The organism is Phaeospirillum tilakii (assembly GCF_042683125.1).
GTDB lineage: Bacteria > Pseudomonadota > Alphaproteobacteria > Rhodospirillales > Magnetospirillaceae > Phaeospirillum > Phaeospirillum tilakii.
This window is the reverse complement of the sequence record NZ_JBHUIY010000007.1, coordinates 72,030-87,481: the sequence shown is the minus strand read 5'-3', so window position 1 is coordinate 87,481 and position 15,452 is coordinate 72,030. Positions and strand designations below refer to the sequence as shown.

Annotated in this window: 17 protein-coding genes; 12 read left to right on the top strand and 5 right to left on the bottom strand. The window is 67.9% G+C overall.

The features are described 5' to 3' along the window. Positions 1-92 precede the first annotated feature (92 nt). Positions 93-1,445, bottom strand: coding sequence for an oxygen-independent coproporphyrinogen III oxidase (gene hemN / locus ACFSNB_RS05530; protein ID WP_377315040.1), 1,353 nt, complete (start codon positions 1,443-1,445; stop codon positions 93-95). A 169-nt stretch (positions 1,446-1,614) separates the two neighbouring features. On the opposite strand from hemN, the gene ACFSNB_RS05525 reads away from it, so the two are divergent. Together ACFSNB_RS05525 and ACFSNB_RS05520 are read left to right on the top strand one after the other, a co-directional pair. Next, positions 1,615-2,310 carry a Crp/Fnr family transcriptional regulator gene (locus tag ACFSNB_RS05525; protein WP_377315039.1) on the top strand — a complete coding sequence of 232 codons (696 nt, stop codon included), beginning with the start codon at positions 1,615-1,617 and terminating at the stop codon, positions 2,308-2,310. 70 nt (positions 2,311-2,380) lie between these two features. Beyond that, on the top strand, positions 2,381-2,749 hold the full coding sequence (locus ACFSNB_RS05520; protein ID WP_377315038.1) for a NifB/NifX family molybdenum-iron cluster-binding protein: 369 nt from the start codon (positions 2,381-2,383) through the stop codon (positions 2,747-2,749). A gap of 185 nt (positions 2,750-2,934) precedes the next feature. Here the strand turns inward: ACFSNB_RS05520 and aroC are convergent, their stop codons facing one another. Together aroC and fabI are read right to left on the bottom strand one after the other, a co-directional pair. Continuing rightward, positions 2,935-4,020, bottom strand: a complete 1,086-nt coding sequence (gene aroC / locus ACFSNB_RS05515; protein WP_377315037.1) for a chorismate synthase — start codon at positions 4,018-4,020, stop codon at positions 2,935-2,937. Positions 4,021-4,025: 5 nt separating this feature from the next. Further along, positions 4,026-4,826, bottom strand: coding sequence for an enoyl-ACP reductase FabI (gene fabI / locus ACFSNB_RS05510; RefSeq protein ID WP_417629364.1), 801 nt, complete (start codon positions 4,824-4,826; stop codon positions 4,026-4,028). Positions 4,827-5,128: 302 nt separating this feature from the next. Between fabI and ACFSNB_RS05505 the strand changes: the two genes are divergently transcribed. The 8 genes from ACFSNB_RS05505 (at position 5,129) to ACFSNB_RS05470 (ending at position 10,309) form a co-directional block, all read left to right on the top strand. Beyond that, positions 5,129-6,259: a patatin-like phospholipase family protein gene (locus ACFSNB_RS05505; protein WP_377315035.1), complete on the top strand. Its 1,131-nt coding sequence runs from the start codon at positions 5,129-5,131 to the stop codon at positions 6,257-6,259. A 76-nt stretch (positions 6,260-6,335) separates the two neighbouring features. Then, on the top strand, positions 6,336-6,734 hold the full coding sequence (locus tag ACFSNB_RS05500) for a glycosyltransferase family 47 protein (RefSeq protein WP_377315034.1): 399 nt from the start codon (positions 6,336-6,338) through the stop codon (positions 6,732-6,734). A gap of 553 nt (positions 6,735-7,287) precedes the next feature. Then, positions 7,288-7,695 carry a hypothetical protein gene (locus ACFSNB_RS05495; RefSeq protein ID WP_377315033.1) on the top strand — a complete coding sequence of 136 codons (408 nt, stop codon included), beginning with the start codon at positions 7,288-7,290 and terminating at the stop codon, positions 7,693-7,695. A gap of 19 nt (positions 7,696-7,714) precedes the next feature. Then, positions 7,715-8,140, top strand: coding sequence for a hypothetical protein (locus tag ACFSNB_RS05490; protein ID WP_377315032.1), 426 nt, complete (start codon positions 7,715-7,717; stop codon positions 8,138-8,140). Positions 8,141-8,349: 209 nt separating this feature from the next. Further along, complete coding sequence (locus ACFSNB_RS05485; RefSeq protein ID WP_377315031.1) at positions 8,350-8,730, top strand: hypothetical protein; 381 nt, start codon at positions 8,350-8,352, stop codon at positions 8,728-8,730. Next, positions 8,727-9,434: a hypothetical protein gene (locus tag ACFSNB_RS05480; protein WP_377315030.1), complete on the top strand. Its 708-nt coding sequence runs from the start codon at positions 8,727-8,729 to the stop codon at positions 9,432-9,434. Before ACFSNB_RS05485 ends, ACFSNB_RS05480 begins: the two co-directional genes overlap by 4 nt. An 18-nt stretch (positions 9,435-9,452) precedes the next feature. After that, positions 9,453-9,887: a hypothetical protein gene (locus tag ACFSNB_RS05475; protein ID WP_377315029.1), complete on the top strand. Its 435-nt coding sequence runs from the start codon at positions 9,453-9,455 to the stop codon at positions 9,885-9,887. A gap of 2 nt (positions 9,888-9,889) precedes the next feature. Then, positions 9,890-10,309 carry a hypothetical protein gene (locus ACFSNB_RS05470; RefSeq protein WP_377315028.1) on the top strand — a complete coding sequence of 140 codons (420 nt, stop codon included), beginning with the start codon at positions 9,890-9,892 and terminating at the stop codon, positions 10,307-10,309. Positions 10,310-10,462: 153 nt separating this feature from the next. On the opposite strand, the gene ACFSNB_RS05465 is transcribed toward ACFSNB_RS05470, so the two are convergent. After that, positions 10,463-12,064, bottom strand: a complete 1,602-nt coding sequence (locus ACFSNB_RS05465) for a radical SAM protein (RefSeq protein ID WP_377315027.1) — start codon at positions 12,062-12,064, stop codon at positions 10,463-10,465. A gap of 159 nt (positions 12,065-12,223) precedes the next feature. On the opposite strand from ACFSNB_RS05465, the gene ACFSNB_RS05460 reads away from it, so the two are divergent. Beyond that, complete coding sequence (locus ACFSNB_RS05460) at positions 12,224-12,538, top strand: hypothetical protein (protein WP_377315026.1); 315 nt, start codon at positions 12,224-12,226, stop codon at positions 12,536-12,538. Here ACFSNB_RS05460 and nifA read toward each other — a convergent pair. Beyond that, complete coding sequence (nifA, locus tag ACFSNB_RS05455) at positions 12,529-14,238, bottom strand: nif-specific transcriptional activator NifA (protein ID WP_377315025.1); 1,710 nt, start codon at positions 14,236-14,238, stop codon at positions 12,529-12,531. The two genes, ACFSNB_RS05460 and nifA, sit on opposite strands and share 10 nt — an antisense overlap. Positions 14,239-14,477: 239 nt before the next feature. Here nifA and ACFSNB_RS05450 point away from each other — a divergent pair, with 239 nt between their 5' ends. Further along, positions 14,478-15,290 (top strand): lysozyme family protein, encoded by an 813-nt coding sequence (locus ACFSNB_RS05450; RefSeq protein WP_377315024.1) that lies wholly within the window; start codon positions 14,478-14,480, stop codon positions 15,288-15,290. The last annotated feature ends 162 nt before the right edge of the window (positions 15,291-15,452 follow it).

Genomic DNA, 15,452 nt, shown 5'->3' with positions numbered 1-15,452 from the left:
CCACTCCGCACCGATCGGGGCGGCGCAAAACGACAAAGGCCGCCTCCCCCGGATCGGGGGAGGCGGCCCGGCGGCCGGATATCGTGGAAGGATTACACCGCCTTGGAGTGACGCTGTTCGCCGACCTTGAGATAGGTGTCGAAGGCGGCGCAGACGGCGCGGACCAGGGTACGGCCTTCCTCGGTGACGGTGAGGCGATGGCCCTCGACCACCACCAGCCCGTCCTGCTGCAACGGCGCCAGCGCGGCGATCTCGCCCTCGAACGCCGAACCCGCGACGCCATAGGCGGCGGCGACGGCGTCGATATCGACCTCAAGGTCGCACATCAGCCGCTCGATGATGTCGCGGCGCAGGCGGTCATCGTCATTGATGGCGATGCCGCGCGAGGTGGCGAGCAGGCCGTCATCGATCATCCGCTGGTAGGCGTGGACCTCGCCCTCGTTGACGACATAGCCCTGCGGCAGCGAGCCGATCCCCGAGGCGCCGAAGGCGATCAGGGTCGAGGCGGTGTCGGTGGTGTAGCCCTGGAAATTGCGGTTGAGGGTCTTGGTCTGGAGCGCGATCGCCATCTTGTCGTCGGGGGCGGCGAAATGGTCGAGACCGATCTGGACGTAGCCATGCTCGGCCAGCAGCGCGCAGCCCTGCTCGTACATCTGCCAGCGGGTGTCGGTGTCGGGCAGCGCCGCCTCGGGGATCAGGCGCTGGTGCTTCTTCATCCACGGCACGTGGGCATAGCCGAACAGGGCGACGCGGCGCGGCTTGAAGCCGGTGATCGCCTTCTCGATGGTCTTCAGCAGCCCGTCGAGGGTCTGGTGCGGCAGGCCGTAGACCAGATCGACATTGACCTCGGGGACATTGTACTGGCGCAGCCAGCCGACCACCCGCTCGCTGACCTCGAACGGCTGGATGCGGTTGATCGCCTTCTGCACCTCGGGATCGAGATCCTGCACCCCGATCGAGGCGCGGGTGACGCCGCATTCGCCCAGGGTCTTGATGTAGGTCTCGTCGGCGGTGCGGGGATCGAGTTCGACCGCGATCTCGGAATGGTCCTTGAGCAGGAACCGGCTCTTCAGCAGATCGATGGTCTTGGCGAAATCGGTGGGGGTCAGGATGGTCGGGCTGCCGCCGCCGAAATGGATGTGGCGGGCGGTCATCCGCTGCGGCAGGGCGTCGGCGACCATGCCGATCTCGCGCCACACCGCGTCCATGTAGGTCGCCACCGGGGCATAGCGGCGGGTCACCTTGGTGTGACAGCCGCAGAACCAGCACATGTCGGCGCAGAAGGCGACATGCATGTACAACGACAGTTCCAGCGACGGATCGATCGCCCCCAGCCATTTGCGGTAGGTCTCGCCGGTAACGCCGGGATGGAAGTGCGGCGCGGTCGGGTACGAGGTATAGCGAGGAACGCGGAGATCGTATTTTGCCGCAAGGTCGGGGCGCATGGCGTTGTTCCTGGAACTGAGGACCGGTCGAATTGCGAAGCAGAAACGTACTCCGGGCGGCGACGGCTGGCAACCACCCGCGCCGTCCTGGCCTCGCCCGGCGCCAGCCTGTATCGTGAGGCCGGCGGAGAGGGTGACCGCGACGGTGACAGCACGGCACGGGGACAGGATGAAGGGACCGGAAATCGAAGCGGCATGGCACGGCCTGGCCTCGTGCGACCGTTGCCAGATCCACGATCTGGTGCTGTTCGCCGACCTCACCCCCGAGGATTTCGGGGCGATCCACCTGCCGATCGACGATCTGTGGCTGCCGCCCGGGGCGGTGCTGTACCGGGCCGAGACGGCGCAGCCGGCGCTGTTCACCCTGCGCGAGGGGCTGGTCAAGCTCGAACAATATCTGCCCGACGGCGCCCGGCGCATCGTCAGCCTGATCGGCCCGGGCGACGTGGTCGGGCTGGAGGCGATGCTGGGCGCCGCCTACGAGCATGACGCGGTGGCGCTGCTGCCGAGCAAGCTGTGCCGGATCCCCACCCCGGTGATCCAGCGCCTGTCGGACAAGCTCGGCCAGGCGCTGATGCGCAAATGGCACGATTCGGTCCGCAACGCCCATGCCTGCCTGCGCGAGCTGTCAACCGGCGCCGCCCGCCAGCGGGTGGCGCGGCTGTTCCTGCGCCTCGCCCCGCCCGAGGCGCGACGCTGCCGCCTGTTCGGCCGCGAGGATGTCGGCGCCCTGCTCGGCGTCACCACCGAGACCGCCAGCAAGACCGTCGCCGAGTTCAAGCGCCAAAGCGTGATCCGCGAGATCGCCCCCAACCTGTTCGAACGCGACCTCGCCGCCCTGACCCGCATCGCCGACGGGGATTGAAGGCGTTCAATGACGCCGCCCCGCCCGTTCGGCTAGGCATTCCCCTCCCCCACCCTTTCGGAGAGCGCCGATGATCGTCGCCGTCGCCAGTCAGAACTTCACCACCGTCACCCAGCATGCCGGCAAGACCCGCCGCTTCCTGCTGTTCGAGGCGGCGGCCGGCCACCCGGTGCGCGAAGCCGGCCGCCTCGACCTGCCCGAAGGCATGGCGATCCACGATTTCGCCAGCGACGATCCCCACCCGCTCGATCAGGCCCGCGCGGTGATCGCCGGCAGCGCCGGCGACGGCTTCGTCCGCCGGATGGCCACCCGGGGCATCGATACGGTGCTGACCGACGAAACCGACCCGGTCAAGGCGGTCGAACGCTACCTCGCCGGCACGCTGGCCGCCACCGACGCCGAATCCGCCGGCCCCTGCGGCTGCCACGGCGACCACTGAACAGGAGGGAGCGCGGGCTCTGCCCGCACCCGCCAAGGGCCGCAAGGCCCTTGGAACCCTGTCCCTCCCCTTCGCGCGGCAAACGCCCGCGCCCAAGCGGAAAGGCCGGTCCACGCCCGACAACCAATGGGTTCCAAGGGCCTTGCGGCCCTTGGCGGGGGTGGGCGGAGCCCACGTACCCCCGCTCAGTGGGCGATGGCGCGGGCGCGGAGCAGGTGGTCGGCCAGGGTGCAGGCCATCATCGCCTCGGCGACCGGGACGGCGCGGATGGCGACGCAGGGATCATGGCGGCCATGGGTCGAGACATCGACCTCGTTGCCGTCGATGTCGAGGCTGCGGCGCGGGGTCAGGATCGAACTGGTCGGCTTGACGGCGAGGCGGAGGACGATGTCCTGGCCGGTGGACAGGCCGCCGAGGATGCCGCCGGCCTGATTGGACAGGAACAGCGCGCCGCCGTCGGGGCCGCGCCGCATCTCGTCGGCATTGTCCTCGCCGGTGAGGGTGGCGGCGGCGAAACCGGCGCCGATCTCGACTCCCTTGACCGCGTTGATGCTCATCATCGCCTTGGCGAGGTCGGCGTCGAGCTTGTCATAGACCGGGGCGCCGAGGCCGACCGGGACGTTGCCCGCCTCGACCTGGACCACGCCCCCGATCGACGAGCCGGCCTTGCGGATGCCGTCGAGATACTCTTCCCAGGCGGCGGCGGCGGCGGCATCGGGGCACCAGAACGGGTTGGCCTCGACCGTGGCCCAGTCCCACAGGCGGGGATCGATCGCGTGCGGGCCCATCTGCACCATCGCGCCGCGAATCCGCACCCCGCCCGGCACCAGGGTGTCGAGCACCCGGCGGGCGACGCCGCCGGCGGCGACCCGCATCGCGGTTTCGCGCGCGCTGGCGCGGCCACCGCCGCGCGGATCGCGGATGCCGTATTTCTGCTGGTAGACCCAGTCGGCGTGACCGGGGCGGAAGCGGTCGGCGATGTTGCCGTAATCCTTCGAACGCTGGTCGGTGTTCTCGATCAGCAGGCCGATCGGGGTGCCGGTGGTCAGCCCCTGATAGACCCCGGACAGGATGCGGACCTGATCCGGCTCGCGCCGCTGGGTGGTGAAGCGGTTCTGGCCCGGCCGGCGACGGTCGAGCCAGACCTGGAGATCGGCTTCTTCCAGCGGGATGCGCGCGGGCACCCCTTCGACCACGCACCCGATCGCCGGCCCGTGGCTCTCGCCGAAGGTGGTGAAACGGAACAGATGGCCGAAGGCGTTGCCCGACACGTCCGTCAGTCCTTGCCGGCGACCGAGATGTCGGGGGCGTCGACCGCCTTCATCCCGACGACATGGTAGCCGGAATCGACGTGGTGGGTCTCGCCGGTGACGCCGCCGGACAGGTCCGACAGCAGGTAGAGACCGGCGCCGCCGATATCCTCAAGGGTGACGTTGCGCTTGAGCGGGCTGTTGTACTGATTCCACTTCAGAATGTAGCGGAAATCGCCGATGCCCGAGGCGGCCAGGGTCTTCATCGGCCCGGCCGACAGCGCGTTGACGCGGATGTTGTCGCGGCCGAGATCGACCGCGAGGTAGCGCACGCTGGCCTCCAGCGCCGCCTTGGCCACGCCCATCACGTTGTAGTGCGGCATCACCCGCTCGGCGCCGTAATAGGTCAGCGTCAGCAGCGAGCCGCCATCCGTCATCAGCGCCGCGGCGCGCCGCGCCACGCTGGTGAAGGAATAGACCGAGATGTGCATGGTGGTGAGGAAGTTCTGCAGGCTGGTGTCGGCATAGCGGCCGCGCAGCTCTTCCTTGTCGGAAAAGCCGATGGCGTGCACCAGGAAGTCGAGCTTGCCCCACTGCTGCTTCAGCGTCTCGAAGGTGGCGTCGATCGACGCCTCGTCCGACACGTCGCAGGGCATCAGCAGCGAGGAGCCGACGCTCTCCGCCAGGGGACGAACCCGCTTTTCCAGCGCCTCTCCCTGGTAGGTGAAGGCGAGTTCCGCGCCTTGGGAACGCACCGCCTGAGCGATGCCCCAGGCGATCGAGCGGTCGTTGGCAACGCCCATGACGAGGCCCTTCTTTCCGGCCATCAGGGGTGCGGCAGCGGTGGTCATGCGGGTCCTTTCCGAGGAAGGGGGGAAAACACCGCCGCGACGGGAAGCGGCGGCGGCAGCGGAAGTTTCTACATACACGAAAGCGCCGGGGGGGCAAAGGCGGTTGACGCCCCCCACCCCCGAGGCGGACGCATGCCGGCCGCCGCCCCGCCGCCGCAGGGCGTCACAGCCCGCCCGATTCCGTAACCTTTGGTTGCTCACCCCGGCAAATCGGCGTACCCTGCTCCAAAACAAGCAGCGGCTTTTTTGATAAAGACCGCCTGCGGGAGGAACGTCTGATGAATCGGCCGCACCGGCTCGCCCTGGCCTTGCAGGGCGGCGGCGTTCACGCCGCGTTCACGTGGGGAGTTCTCGACGGTCTGCTCGATCAGGTCGCGCTCGGCGCGATCGAGCTGGTCGGTGTCAGCGGCGCCTCGTCCGGCGGACTGGTCGCCGCCGCCCTGGCCTATGGCTGCCACGAGGGGGCGTCGCGTCCCGGCCCCGCCGCCACCCGCCCCCGCCGCATCGCCGATTCGGCCCAGACCAAGCTGCGGGAATTGTGGGAGGCGATCGCCCGGGTCGCCTTCTGGAGCGGCAACCCCTTCGTCGCCGCCCAGACCCTGGCCGGCAGCTGGAACATCGACGACAGCGCGGCGGCGCGCTGGGCCGACATGGCCGGCACCTCGGCGCGGGCGACCGAATCCGGCCTGGGCGGCTCGCTGACCGGGGTGCTGCGCGAGGTGCTGCCCGACATGCCGGCGATCTTCGCCCGGCCCCAGCCCGGCGTGCCCAATCTGGTGATCGCCGCCACCGACATCGGCGAGGGACGGCGCCAATTGTTCGTCGATGGCGCGGTGTCGCCCGACGCGCTGCGCGCCAGCACCTGCCGCCCGGCCCCGTTCGCGGCGATCGAGATCGAGGACCGCGCCTATTGGGACGGCGCCTTTCTCGGCAACCCGCCCTTGACCTGCCTGATCGAACGGCTGCGCCAGCGCGAGGCCGAGGATCTGCTGCTGGTGACGATCAACCCGGTGCGCCGCGATGGACCGCCGCCCCGCACCCTCCGTCAGGTCGCCGACCGGATCAGCGAACTGACCGCCAACGCCGCGCTGATCCACGAGATCAACACCATCGAGACCATCAACCGGCTGATCGGCTCGGGGATGATCGCCGCCCCGCCGCCCGGCCAGCATCCGTTCCGCCGCATCCACCTGCACCGGATCGAGGCCGACGCCGAGATCGCCCGGCTCGGGGTCTATTCGAAGGAGGCGCCGGGCTGGGAATTCCTGGTCCATCTCCATGCACTGGGCCGGCAGAGCTTCGAGAAATCCTGGCCGACCCTGGCCGAGGCGCTGGGCCAGCGGTCAAGCTGGGACAGCGCCGCCCTGTGCGATTCGATCCTGGCCCGCAGCGCGATCTTCGCCGACTGATCCCGGCCGGCGCCCCACCGGGCGCCGGTTCCCCGGCCCGGATCCATCCGTATCCTCGACCGAGGACCGCCGGGTCGTGCTGAAGAGCGTGACCGAGCACCGGCTGCCGGCCTTCCTCAAGGTGACCGCGGGCTTCGGCGCCCTGCTCGAAAACAGCCGCTTCGCCCTGGGGCCCAAGGGCGGCGCCGACGAGACGGTGCGGCGGTTCGACGCGCTCGAATCCGGCGCGATCCCGATCTCGCGGGCCCACCCCTTCCTCGCCGCCCCCGAGGCGCTCGGCTCGACCCCGATCGTCAAGCTCGAATCGTGGGACCAGCTTCCCGCGCGACATAACCGGATCGAAAGCCTGAGCGACGCGCAGCTCGACGAGATCCAGCGCGACATCGTCGCCTGGTGGTGGGACGACAAGGAGGTGCTGGCCCAAACGGTGGCCGGAATCATCGACGCGTCGTTCGCCCGCGCCGGCGTGCTCTGACACGAAACCTGGCAGGTCGTGTCACCCGTTTCATTGCGCGCGGGTCGGCAACGCCGGGGGATAGCTGAAGCCTTTCCCCCCCCCGGACGCCGCCTGGGAGAAACCGGCGGTCAGCCCGCGCGGCGCTTCTTGCGGCCCCGCCCAAGAGCGACGACGGCCTGGCCCGCGGAAACGTCACGCTCGCCGGAGACCGGCCGGTTCCGCCTCGGCTTGAAAACATATGGCGGGCGCCTCACTCGCCCCGGCGATGGCACGGCAGAAAATCGCCGCTCCAGCAAGAGCCATACGCACAAACCGAACCGTAAATCCCCAGCAAGCCCCGCCGTCGTCTGACAGAAATATTTGCAAATACTAGATTTTACTCGACCATATTCGGCAAAATTAGCATTGCCGCGCCCATATAATTCTTCATGTCTTCCGATATTACAACAATCATAACTTTGCCACGGGAACGCCACCAGCGACATACATCAAATGTTGACTCGCTTGGCGCTCTGATGCAGCTTAGGTAGTGTTATAAAAGCCAACACAATCCTAGGGGTTGGGGGCAAACATGATGCTTCGCAGAAAGTTATTAATAGCATCGTCACTCGCTTTGATTGTTGGCCTTGCGGCCTGCACCGGACCGGGCGCCGTCTACGATCGGCCAAACAGCCATTTCGATTACCCGAACAGCAACGTCACGGACCTCACGAACGGCGTGCCGATCACGAGGAAAAAGGAAGTCACTTCCCTGTCAAGCAAGGTTGGCGACGTTGATCTCGAGCAAAGACTTGTCGCCGATATCTTGGCCGAAAAGGGCGGCGACATCCTGATAAACCCAAAATACGAGTGGAAGAGCCGGATGTACCCGGTTGGCATCACGATCTATGTGACGACTCTGACGGTGACCAGCTATGTCGGGAAAATGACTCCCGGCCATCAGGTTCGAATGGAAAACCGCAACAACGATTGCCGGTAAATACAGAGAGGGACCCAACATGAAGATCGGAAGCGTGATCATCGTGACGGCGGCCGCTCTGTGTGGAGCCTGCTCGTCAACAAGTGGAACCCTGGCCACTCACAGCCGGTTCGCTTATCCCAACAGCGATATCGGCTTGTACGACATTGACAACCCTCCGCTGGAAAAAAGCGTGACGGTGTTTTTCTGGAACACACCTCCGCTCTACGATGTGCGGAAGGAATTGTATGACCAGGCAATCGCCCGAGTGAAGGGATGGCCGTTGCCGCGCTCGATCCGGTCCGGTGTCGGGCCGGTTCGCGGCAACAACGTCACCCCGATTCTGATCAACCAGAAGTGGGTGACAACCACCACGGTTTACCCGGGGATGCCGTTCGCGACCTACACGGTCCGTCTCGAAGGCACCCTGGCGGCCATGGACGTCTTCGACAAGACCCTGGAGTAGAGCGTTTTCCGCTCGACAGGAATTCAGCGCCTCCCCTGGAGGGGGGAGGCGTCAGGCCCGAGGAGAGGCGGATCCATTTTGCTGGCAACGCCTCTGATACCGCCCGGCGGCGGCAAAGGGCGGCCGGGATAACTCCCCCACGGTGACCGCGGCAAGGGAGACGGAGAGTGAGCAAAAGGCGACTGGGGAGGGTTTGGGGAGGGCTGGCGTTGGGGCTGATGACCACCGCCTGCACCGCCCCATGGCCGGAGCTGCCGCCAACGCAGGGCGCTCCGATGATCCATGTTCACACCAATCGTTCTGATGCGCTGTTTTCCGTCAATGGGGTCCCCATCGAAAATCGCGGGCAGATCTATTCCTTCACCCCGGCTCCGGAGGATCGTCAGGTGACGATCGCGGTCCGCTTTGCCGAGTGCGAATCGCCGATCGGGCCGGCGCGGATGCCGATGCCCACCCGACAGACGGTGGTGGGCCTGCCCTTGCGGGGAGATTTCGAGGTCCATTGGATGATCGATTCGTCGGAATGCGTCCCCCTGATCAAGGACAACCCCGCCTTTCAGCGCCACCGTGGCAATCCGGCCCCGCCATGAGCACCCGGCAGACGACGTTTTCCATCCTGTCCCGGCGCGCGCTGCTGGGGGGGATGGTTGCCGGACTGATTGGGGAACCGGGACGGGCCAGGGCGGAGTGCAGCGTTGTCAGAACCAGAGAATCCTGTCCCTCGCGCTGGACCTATGCCACGGCCCGCCGGGCCGCCATCCCCCTCCCCGATGGCCCCGAGGGAGAGGAACTGCGGCGGTGGTGTGCTTTCGCGCTGCGGGCTTTCGAGATGAAGGCCGAATTGATCATGCTGTCCTGCAAGGACGAGATCTCATCACATTACGACAGCGACAGTAAAAGCTCCGATTACATACTGGTTTCTAAGCCGGAAATCGACAAGATGCACCACCGCTATTCCGATCCAGGCGCCATAATACAAGGAATACTTGGTCACGAATGCTGGCATCTGGCCCAGTATCACGATGGCGTTGTCACGATAACCTCCCGGCACGAATTGGAGGCCGACGCGATGGCGGGCTATGTCCTCGGCCTGCTCAAGCGCGACATCGATTTCAACGTCAACGGCACGATTCGCTGGCTCGAGGTCCGCACGCCCCCGGATTGCCCCGGCCATGGGACCGCCGAACAGCGTCATGCCTGCCTCCTTTGGGGATTCGAGTATGGCTACCGGGAAGGACCACAGCCGCTGACGGCCCTTCGCTCCATCGCCCGGACCCTTTCCTTCTCCGCCTGACAGAACAAGGACTCGCCGATGTCCAATCCGTCTCCAGACTCACTCCTGCCTGCCGCCGATGGCGGAAACGCCGTGCTGTTGACCTACCCGGAATTATTCCTGGTCGGCGCCGCGGTTCTGGTGATGTCCATCTTTTTATGGGCGATCGTCTCCATCAGTCGGAACAAAAGGGATCTTGACCCCTACCACCTGACGCGGATGGTGTCGGTGGTGCTGATCGTCGGCAGCGTGCTGATGCTGGAAGGAATGGGCTACAGTCAGGTCCAGCTTGCCCCGCTGCTTGGATTGCTGGCAATCATCGCGGGACACATGCTCTCGCCCCGGACCCTTCCCTGCCCCAGCAAGCACGATAGCGATGACGCGCCGCCGCCGCCTTCGCCCTCGCCCTCGTCCTCGTCCTCGTCCTCGTCCTCGTCCTCGCCAAAGGGCAATCCGACCGCCGACGGGAGGTAACCATGCGCCGCCAATCCATCCTGTCGCTTTTTTTCCTGCCGGTTCTCGTCTGTACCGTTCCGACATGGGCCGCCGATCTCGGCGCTCCGGTCGTCCCCGACGGGATCGGAGATCGCGACAGTCAACGCCTTAAGAATGAGACCACGAAGCCGGGGGGCGCCGTCATTTTCAATTGCGCCAGCATCCCGCTGGAAATCAAGATCAGCACCGGCGGGAATGATGCCTCTGTCGACATCACCATCAAGGCCCGGGAACAAAAGCTCGTCACGCCGTGCGGCAGTGGCTGCCTCGCCACCATCGAGACAGATGGGGCGGGCCTCCTCTCCCGCTCGTTGCTTCCCGACCATCGCTATATCATCCATGCCAACCGGCACCGTTGGGAGTTGCTGGAAGTCGAGGCCTTCAGGTCGAGTTGCTCCTGATACCGCCCGGCCAATGACCTGACCCGTTGGGTCAGGTCAGACCGAACGGCGGAGACCGGAGCTTATCTCCGCCGTTCGGGACATGATGTGGCGCGAAAGCCTGGGCGTGACGGGGAGGAGAAGCCGCCCCTTTCCCGAGGCAGGCGAGGCGCCTCAGCCGAACGGATCGTCGCAGCCGCGACAGAGCGGCACCGCCGACAGGTCGCCCCGGCGGAAGGCGTCGAGGATCGCCTGGAACGCCGGCCCGGTGCGGATCTCGGCCACGCTCTGGCCGGTCAGGTCGCCGATCCGCAGCGCCCCGTTGGCGTCATAGCAGGGGCAGGCGGTGACACTGCCGTCGAGATAGACCCCGACCGCCCGCATCAGCAGACGGCAGACGGTGCGGCGATGGCGGTCGAGATTGCGGTGCGACCACAGCCCGACCCCCGGCCAGAACCGCCCGGTTTCGACCGTGCCGCCGAAATTGTTGGGCACCACGGTGGCGACCGAGGAGATCCCCAGCCCGGCGAGGAAGGCGCGGGTGCGGGCCACCGCCGCCGGATCGTTGTCGGCCCGCACCGCCTTGACCGACAGGGTGGTGCGGGTCGGGGCCAGGGCGGCGTCGAGCGCCTGGAGATTGGCGACGGCGCGCTCGAAGCGGGCGCCGACATAGACCGATTCGTAGCTGGCGGCATCCCAGCCGGCGAAGGAGAATTGCACGCTGTCGAGCCCACTGGCGGCGAGGCGGGCGATCCGCTCGGGATTGAGCGGGATACCGTTGGTCACCACGCTGACGGCGAGGCCGCGCGCGACGGCCCGTTCGATCAGCGCCTCGGCCTGGGGATGCAGGAACGGCTCGCCCTGGGCGGCCAGCAGATTGAGGCGGCGGATCCCGGCCTCGTCGCAGCGGTCGAGCACCCGGGCGAAGGAGGAATCGTCGATCAGCCCGCCGGTCTCGCGCCAGACGGCGTGGCCGCACATCGCGCAGCGCAGATTGCAGCGCCGGCTGATCTGGAGATACAACTCGACCGGCTGAAAATTGCGCCGCGCCAGCCCCTCGAGCATCGTCGCCCGCAGCCGGGCGATGTCGGCCTCCGACTCCTCGGCCCGGCCCAGCATCCCCAGCGCCACCCCGCGCAGATACAGCGGGCGCGGCGGGGCCGGCTCGTCCGCCAGCAGCGGTTCAAGCCGGTCGAGCGCCGCCGCCGGCCGGTCGGCCTCGATCTCCTGGGCGGCCAGTTCGGCGCGGGCCTCGGCGGCAGCGGTCGCGATCGTCAGCGCCGATTCGAACGCCGCCCGCGCCGCCTCGGCCTGCCCCAGCACGGCCTGGATCCGCCCGCGCAGCAACGCCGCCTCGCCATGCGCCGGACTGGGGCCGGTCAACGATTCCAGCCGCGCCAGCGCGGCCTCGAACCGTTCCGCCTCGGTCAGCAGCCGGGCCAGATCGAGCGCCGGTTCGACCGCGCCGGGGGCCAGGTCGGCGGCGCGGGTCAGTGCCGCCAGCGCCTCGCCCCGCCGCCCCAGCCCGAGCAGAGCATGCCCGCGCAGATGATGCAGTTCGGCCGCCGCCGGGGCGCGCACCAGCGCCCGGTCGAGCAGGGTCAGCGCGTCGCCGGCATGGCCGTAGCGCAAGCCAAGCCGGGCCAGCGCGAACAAGGCGGCGGGGAGGTCGGGCTGCTGGCGCAGCAGGGCGCGCAGGCAGCGTTCCATTTCGGCCGGACGGCCGGCCCGTTCATGGGCCAGCGCCTCGAGCAGCAGTGGGGGCGCAGCGTTCATACCCCGATCCTAACCCAAACGTGGGCTCCGCCCACACCCGCCAGGAGCCAGCGGCTCCTGGACCTGCTTCGATTCGCGGGGGCGGGCAGAGCCCGCGCTTGCCTTCGCCGGGCGATCCGACCAAGCTGGTCGCGTCCCCCACCACGGAGATCCGACACGATGCCGGCCCTGATCCGCCGCCACCGGCTGAAACTGGCCCATCCGGCCGCCACAGAGGCGACCTTGCCGGCCGGCGCCGGGCTGATCGCCGCCCGGACCTGCGGACGGGGGGGCTGGCTCGACCTCAGCTACGATCTCGAACTGGTGACGCTGGCCGGGCTGGAGCCCCGCCTCGCCGCCGCCGGGCTGGCGCTGTCACCATCCTGGCCGGCGCGCTGGCTGCGGCGCTGGATCGGGTTCCAGGAAGACAATCTGCGCGCCCAGGCCCATCTGGTCCATCGCTGCTGCTGCACCCCGCCCGACGGTCAGAGCTGACGCACCTCGATATTGTGCTTCTTGAGGGCGTAGCCGATCTGACGCGGAGTCAGGCCGAGCATGCGGGCGGCCTTGGCCTGGACCCAGCCGCATTTCTCCATCGCCTGGATCAGCCGTTCGCGCTCGGACAGATCGGGATCATCGCCCTCCCCCGCCCCCTCGGCGGCGCGGGGGGCGGCGGGACAGGGGGCGGCCGACAGCGGCCCGGTCGGCACCGGGATCGGCGCCGACACCCGCCCGGTGCCCGGCACCAGCGGCACCGCCGGCGGCGGCACCGGCGCGGCGGCCTCGGCGGCGGCGCGCTTGTGCCACAGGGTCGAGGACAGACAGATGTCGTGCTGACAGAGCAGGTCGAGTTCGTCGATCCGGTCGCCCTTGGTCATGGTGGCGGTGCGGTAGACGCAGTTCTCCAGCTCGCGGACGTTGCCGGGGAAATAACAGTGGCCGAGCACCGCCAGCGCCTGCGGCGAGAAGCGCAGCTCGCGGCCGTTCTCGCGATTGAACTGGTCGAGGAAATAGCCGGCCAGCAGCGGGATGTCGCCCGAGCGTTCGCGCAGCGGCGGCAGGAAGATCGGCACCACGTTGAGGCGGTAATAAAGATCGGCGCGGAAGCTGCCCTCGGCCACCGCGCTTTCGAGGTCGCGGTTGGTGGCGGCGATCAGGCGGACATCGACCTTGATGGTGCGGCTGCCGCCGACCCGCTCGAACTCGCCCTCCTGCAACACCCTGAGCAGCTTGGCCTGGAAGCCGGCGGAAATCTCGCCGATCTCGTCGAGGAACAGCGAGCCGCCATTGGCCAGCTCGAACCGCCCCTTGCGCTCGGCCACCGCGCCGGTGAAGGCGCCCTTCTCATGGCCGAACAGTTCGGATTCCAGCACGGTTTCCGACAAGGCGGCGCAATTGACCTTGATGAACGGCTTGCGCGCCCGCTGCGACTGGGCATGGACGGCGCGGGCGATCAGCTCCTTGCCGGTGCCGGATTCGCCGCGCAGCAGGATGGTGGCCTTGGTCGGCGCCGCCTGCTGGACCTGGGCGAACACGCTGGCCATCGCCGGAGACGTGCCGACCACGTCCTCCAGCCCGCGCACCGGCACCACCGGGGCGACCTCGACCATCTTTTTCTGCAATCGCTTGGCGTCGTCCATCAGCATCTCGCGATCGGCCTGGACCTTGCGGTGCAGCCGGATCGTCTGGCCGATCAGGGTGGCGACCATGGTCAGGAAGCGCAGGTCGTGCTCGTAGACGACATAGGCGCCGCCGTCGCAGCCGCGCTCGACCGACAGCGCCCCCAGCGTCTTCTCGGTGGTCTTGATCGGCACGCAATAGAAGGCGATCCGCTCGTCCTCCAGCGCCTCGGCATTGCCGGCGCAGGCTTCCAGCATCGGCTCCTCGGCGATGTCGGGCACCACCATCGGAATGCTGGTCGAAATCACCCGGGCGGCGGCGTCGAACGGATATTTCAGCGCCCCGGCGCGGGCCGCCTGCAACGACATCCCGGTCACCGCCGCCAGCACCGGCTTGCCCTGGTCGTCGTTAAGCACCACCGCCCCGTGGCGCATCGCCAGATAGGACGACAGCACGTTGAGCACCTCGCGCAACGCCTGATCGAGGTCGAGGGTCGCCCCCAGAATCTTGCTGATCTCATAGATGCCGATCAACGGCAGGGCGCTGTCGTCGCTACGGTCGCGGGAGCTGCGCATGTCGGGAGTCCTGTCTGTCATGGCAATAACCACCGTACCCGGGCGCCATAGGACGCGGGCCGTTCGTCTCTCCCCCCTGTCGAGATTCGACCCTATTGTTAAGCAAATCGAGCCCGAGCGTCCACCCTCGAATGTCGCCGCCCGCAACCTCCGGCCGATTGGCACGGCCGATGCTTACAGGTTAAGGTGCCGTGACGACGGATACGGCGGGAACACCGAGCGGCAAGGATCGCGCAGTGATGAAGACAGGGTGGACGGCACGGATCGTCGCGGTGGCGCTGACCTTCGCCGCCCTGCTGCTGTCCGCCCCGGCCCAGGCCGCTCCGACGGTGGCGACCGACCTGCTCTGCGCCGAACAGGTCCGCGCCACCGAGGCCAGCTACGGCATCCCCCAGGGTCTGCTCGAATCGATCTCGATCGTCGAATCCGGCCGTTACGATTCCGAACGCCGGGCAACAATTGCCTGGCCGTGGACGGTGATGGCCCAGGGACAGGGGCGCTATTTTCCCACCAAGGCCGAGGCGATCGCCGAGGTCCGCCGCCTCAAGAGCCGCGGCGTCGAGAACATCGACGTCGGCTGCATGCAGGTCAACCTGCACTTCCACCCCAACGCCTTCGCCAACCTGGAAGAGGCGTTCGACCCCGCCGCCAACGTCGCCTATGCCGCCCGCTTCCTGATCGGCCTGTTCGAGGCCACCAACCACTGGCCGACCGCCGCCTCCTACTACCATTCCCAGACCCCCAACCTCGCCGCCACCTATCGCCAGAAGCTGATGAAGGTGTGGGCGGCGCTGGGCGGCGAGGACAGCTCGACCCGGCTGGCCTCGGCCCCGCCGCGCCTGCCGGCCCCGGCCGTCGCCCGCCTGCCCGATCGCAGCCGCCTCGCCCGCGCCGAGACCGACCGCCGCCTCGAACGCCAGCGCGAGCAGGACGCCAACCGCGCCGAGGAAGCCCGCATCGCCGCCGCCTACCGGATGGCCCGCGTCGCCGAATATCAGTTGCGCCGGGCCCATTTCGCCGAGATGCGCGCCACCATGCTGGCGCGGCGCTGATCGGCGGGGCTTCCTCTGATGTGGGCTCCGCCCACCCCCGCCAAGGGCCGCAAGGCCCTTGGATCCCATTGATGGTCGGGCGCGGAACGGCCTGTCAGCTTGGGCGCGGGCGTTGGCCGCGCGAAGGGCAAGGAACGGGTTCCAAGGGCCTTATGGCCCTTG

Excerpts from the sequence above, each read along its gene's own strand:
- ACFSNB_RS05490 (WP_377315032.1), top strand. The coding sequence starts at position 7,715 with ATGAAGATCGGAAGCGTGATCATCGTGACGGCGGCCGCTCTGTGTGGA.
- ACFSNB_RS05525 (WP_377315039.1), top strand. The coding sequence starts at position 1,615 with ATGAAGGGACCGGAAATCGAAGCGGCATGGCACGGCCTGGCCTCGTGC.
- ACFSNB_RS05520 (WP_377315038.1), top strand. The coding sequence starts at position 2,381 with ATGATCGTCGCCGTCGCCAGTCAGAACTTCACCACCGTCACCCAGCAT.
- ACFSNB_RS05480 (WP_377315030.1), top strand. The coding sequence starts at position 8,727 with ATGAGCACCCGGCAGACGACGTTTTCCATCCTGTCCCGGCGCGCGCTG.
- hemN (WP_377315040.1), bottom strand. The coding sequence starts at position 1,445 with ATGCGCCCCGACCTTGCGGCAAAATACGATCTCCGCGTTCCTCGCTAT.
- nifA (WP_377315025.1), bottom strand. The coding sequence starts at position 14,238 with ATGCGCAGCTCCCGCGACCGTAGCGACGACAGCGCCCTGCCGTTGATC.
- ACFSNB_RS05460 (WP_377315026.1), top strand. The coding sequence starts at position 12,224 with ATGCCGGCCCTGATCCGCCGCCACCGGCTGAAACTGGCCCATCCGGCC.
- ACFSNB_RS05505 (WP_377315035.1), top strand. The coding sequence starts at position 5,129 with ATGAATCGGCCGCACCGGCTCGCCCTGGCCTTGCAGGGCGGCGGCGTT.
- ACFSNB_RS05495 (WP_377315033.1), top strand. The coding sequence starts at position 7,288 with ATGATGCTTCGCAGAAAGTTATTAATAGCATCGTCACTCGCTTTGATT.
- ACFSNB_RS05470 (WP_377315028.1), top strand. The coding sequence starts at position 9,890 with ATGCGCCGCCAATCCATCCTGTCGCTTTTTTTCCTGCCGGTTCTCGTC.
- ACFSNB_RS05465 (WP_377315027.1), bottom strand. The coding sequence starts at position 12,064 with ATGAACGCTGCGCCCCCACTGCTGCTCGAGGCGCTGGCCCATGAACGG.
- ACFSNB_RS05475 (WP_377315029.1), top strand. The coding sequence starts at position 9,453 with ATGTCCAATCCGTCTCCAGACTCACTCCTGCCTGCCGCCGATGGCGGA.
- ACFSNB_RS05450 (WP_377315024.1), top strand. The coding sequence starts at position 14,478 with ATGAAGACAGGGTGGACGGCACGGATCGTCGCGGTGGCGCTGACCTTC.
- fabI (WP_417629364.1), bottom strand. The coding sequence starts at position 4,826 with ATGGCCGGAAAGAAGGGCCTCGTCATGGGCGTTGCCAACGACCGCTCG.